Genomic DNA, 3,004 nt, shown 5'->3' with positions numbered 1-3,004 from the left:
TTGGTAGTCCGCTTTGTTTTCGATATCACTAAAGCTGATTGTGCCGGTGTCAAGGCGGTTTTGGCTCTTGTCTTTCGCTTCTGAGGCTATCACCGCCACGGCTAGCATAAAAAACACCAAGAAAAATCAAATAAAATCAATCGCTTTTCTGACTAATTTTTTGTGAGTAAAAAATAATAACTTAATGTATTTTTTATTTTGAATAGAGATATATGACACTATAAACAATATAGCAAGTAGGCTTTATTTACTACAATGGCGCATAAAAATAATAATCACTAAAATACATGTTAAGTTAAAATTAGTAATAAAAAATTTAATTATCGAATTTCGTGACAGTATTAACTGCCACTTTTTTAATAAAAAATACACTAATATAGTGTTTGGATTGTATGGTTAAATTTGAGTTACCACATCAATTTTAGATAGGAACTTTATCATTATTTACTAGAGTTTATAATCTTCATATTCCCAAGCAAAATACCTTGAAAGTTTTTGGGCTGTTTCCAACCAAGTATCACAAGTACACATCTCAATATATTTATTTATTGTGTCTTTTATTTCCTCAAAATCATATTTTCTAACTATTAACATATGACGAATCAATACTGGTAACCATTGATGCTTACACAACCATTCGGGCGTACATACAAACAGTTCAAAATACTCACTACCAATTTCATTATCTGGACCTATAGATAAAGTTAATGTTATTCCAAAAAGGTTTTCTTCTTCAGGAAAATATATAACTGGGTCATAATCTATGGAACCCACCGATTTTAATAATATTTTCATTTTTAGTCCTTGATATTTAAATGCCCATTACCTACTTTTATTCTCTTACCATCAACATCAAATTTATATGTTTCAAAATTAGCTTGAACACCCGTTTCAGCATAAGGGCTGTTAGGTTTACTGGATGGAGGTCGATATCCTCTCGTCCCATCAGCACTAATCCATCCACCATTAGACGTTTGTTTAGCTCCATCACCAACCCATATCATTCCTAATTTATTTGCTTCAGCTGACGTACCAGTACCTACACCATAATTTAACTCTCTATTTCCCCCTTTTACTACAGCAGATAATCTTGGATCTTGTTTAGCTATATTGTTTAAATTCTCGTTTGTTAAATTATCTTTTAATTTTGATGAGTTAGCAACATTATGAGCCTGATTGGTATTATTCCAATTTTCAGTAATCTGATTTTCATTTTTTACATGCTCGCCAAACTTACTTGATTTATTACCTTTTTGTGATTTTGCTACATTATTCTCAACTTTTTCTTTTATAAAATCTTGGAATTGCTTATTTGAACTTTTAGCACCAAGTCGACTTAAAACAGTATTTAATTCTAATAAAGATTCAGTATTTGCACCAGATAAATAATCACCTGTAGCTTTGTTTAGTACTGAAATCAAATCCGCCTTATCCGTGTCAGTTAAAGCTTTATCAGCCATAGCAAGTGCCGCCATAGCGGCACTAATTGGTCCTGGTAAAAATGCACCTATTTGCTCTGGGGCTCGCATCCAGAGTTCAACATAATCGCTACCATTAGGCATATCTTTACCTGTTATGAGCCTTTCTAGTGCTTCCTCTGTTTCTTCTTGAGTTAAATAACCTGCTGCTGAGGCATGGAGGATACCTTCATAATTTGCCCCTGTTTCAGGTGAAAGACCAATAAAATCGCCACCAAATCCACCATCACCCCAACTTAATCCATTATTCTCAACCGCATTTTTACCCGCAGCAACGCCAGTATTCACATCTTGAATATCACCACCGCTAGCGGCTATCGCAAGGCCTGTGGCGAGTTGTGATAGGGCGCTGACTTTTTGCCTTTCTTCTTGGCTTAGGTCTTTGATGTCTTTGTTGGGGTAAAGTATGCCCGCAATAACCTCAGCACCGCATTCACTAACTGCAGCACCTAAGCCACCCACTAGAGCAGAGTTGCCTTGTAGCTCGGCTACCACCGCACCGAGTATGGCATGGCTGACGGTGTTGGCAACTATATCACCTTCCGTATGCTGTTTTATAATAGTTGCTATCTTCGGCGCGAGTGCCCCTGCGGTTGCCCCTGTCATGTCGCCACTGATTAAGCCGTTGATGATACTAACCGCCATGTCAATGCCTTGACGGGTGTCACTGCCCATCGCTGACATGCCTTCGTTCATCGCCTTTTTGTAGGCGTCTTCGTAGATTTTTTGTTGCTGCCGACAGTAATGCCAAAACCACCTTTGCCATTACAAAAAACCTAGATTACACCATGAAGTGCAATTTGTCTTAACTCCTTCGAATAAAAGGAGGCAGGGCTTTTAAACTTATGCCGTTTTCTTGGGCGTGTGTTCAATAGATATTGTATTTTCTTTATCTGTTCGTCGTCAACTAATGAAATGGCCGCTGACTTTGGTATAAACTGACGTATTAAGCCATTGGTGTTTTCATTTGTACCTCTTTGCCAGCTTTTATAAGGCTCCGCAAAGTATACGGTAGTATTTAAATAATGCTCAATCGCATGATGATAATTAAATTCCATCCCATTATCAAAGGTGATGCTTTTAACCATCTTTTTAAACGGCGTTAGCAATTTTATTATCATATCTTTCGTTTCGGAGGCGGTGCGTTGATTAAGGCGTCCAATGAGTACGAGTCCAGTTTTGCGCTCAACTAACGTCAACAATGCTTGCTTATCTTTACGGCTAATTATGGTATCGCCCTCCCAATGTCCTTGCGTTTTCCGACTTTCTACATAACTTGGACGTTGTTTAATTGACCGTTTATATCGGCGGTCTCCTTCTTTAATACTCGGTGCCTTGCAATGCCGATAAGCTTTGCCTTTTCGCCTTAGATAAGGCTTGAATTGTTCATAGCGCGCTTTATTTTGATAAAGGTAGTTATAGATTGATTGGACGCTGATTTTCTTTAAACGTGCAGCAATCTGCTCTGGGCTGTAATAAAGCATGAGGTATTTTTCAACTTGACGCCATACTAAAGACTCTATTGG

At 37.7% G+C, this 3,004-nt stretch carries 3 protein-coding genes; all 3 read right to left on the bottom strand.

The genetic code is table 11. The annotated features are described in order from the left end of the window. Positions 1-447: 447 nt before the first annotated feature. Entirely contained in the window at positions 448-795 is a 348-nt protein-coding gene (locus A9G25_RS01870; protein WP_065625501.1) for an immunity 8 family protein, read from the bottom strand. A gap of 2 nt (positions 796-797) precedes the next feature. Beyond that, positions 798-2,174 (bottom strand): VENN motif pre-toxin domain-containing protein, encoded by a 1,377-nt coding sequence (locus A9G25_RS12215; RefSeq protein WP_081297109.1) that lies wholly within the window; start codon positions 2,172-2,174, stop codon positions 798-800. Positions 2,175-2,254: 80 nt separating this feature from the next. Further along, the coding region (locus A9G25_RS01860) for an IS30 family transposase (protein ID WP_065625500.1) at positions 2,255-3,004 on the bottom strand (750 nt) is incomplete at its 5' end.

Origin of the sequence: Gilliamella sp. Bif1-4 (assembly GCF_001690535.1) — a bacterium.
GTDB lineage: Bacteria > Pseudomonadota > Gammaproteobacteria > Enterobacterales > Orbaceae > Gilliamella > Gilliamella bombi.
Note: the sequence above shows the minus strand (reverse complement) of the source record. Positions and strands in the feature narration are given on the sequence as shown.

Excerpts from the sequence above, each read along its gene's own strand:
- A9G25_RS01870 (WP_065625501.1), bottom strand. The coding sequence starts at position 795 with ATGAAAATATTATTAAAATCGGTGGGTTCCATAGATTATGACCCAGTT.
- A9G25_RS12215 (WP_081297109.1), bottom strand. The coding sequence starts at position 2,174 with ATGAACGAAGGCATGTCAGCGATGGGCAGTGACACCCGTCAAGGCATT.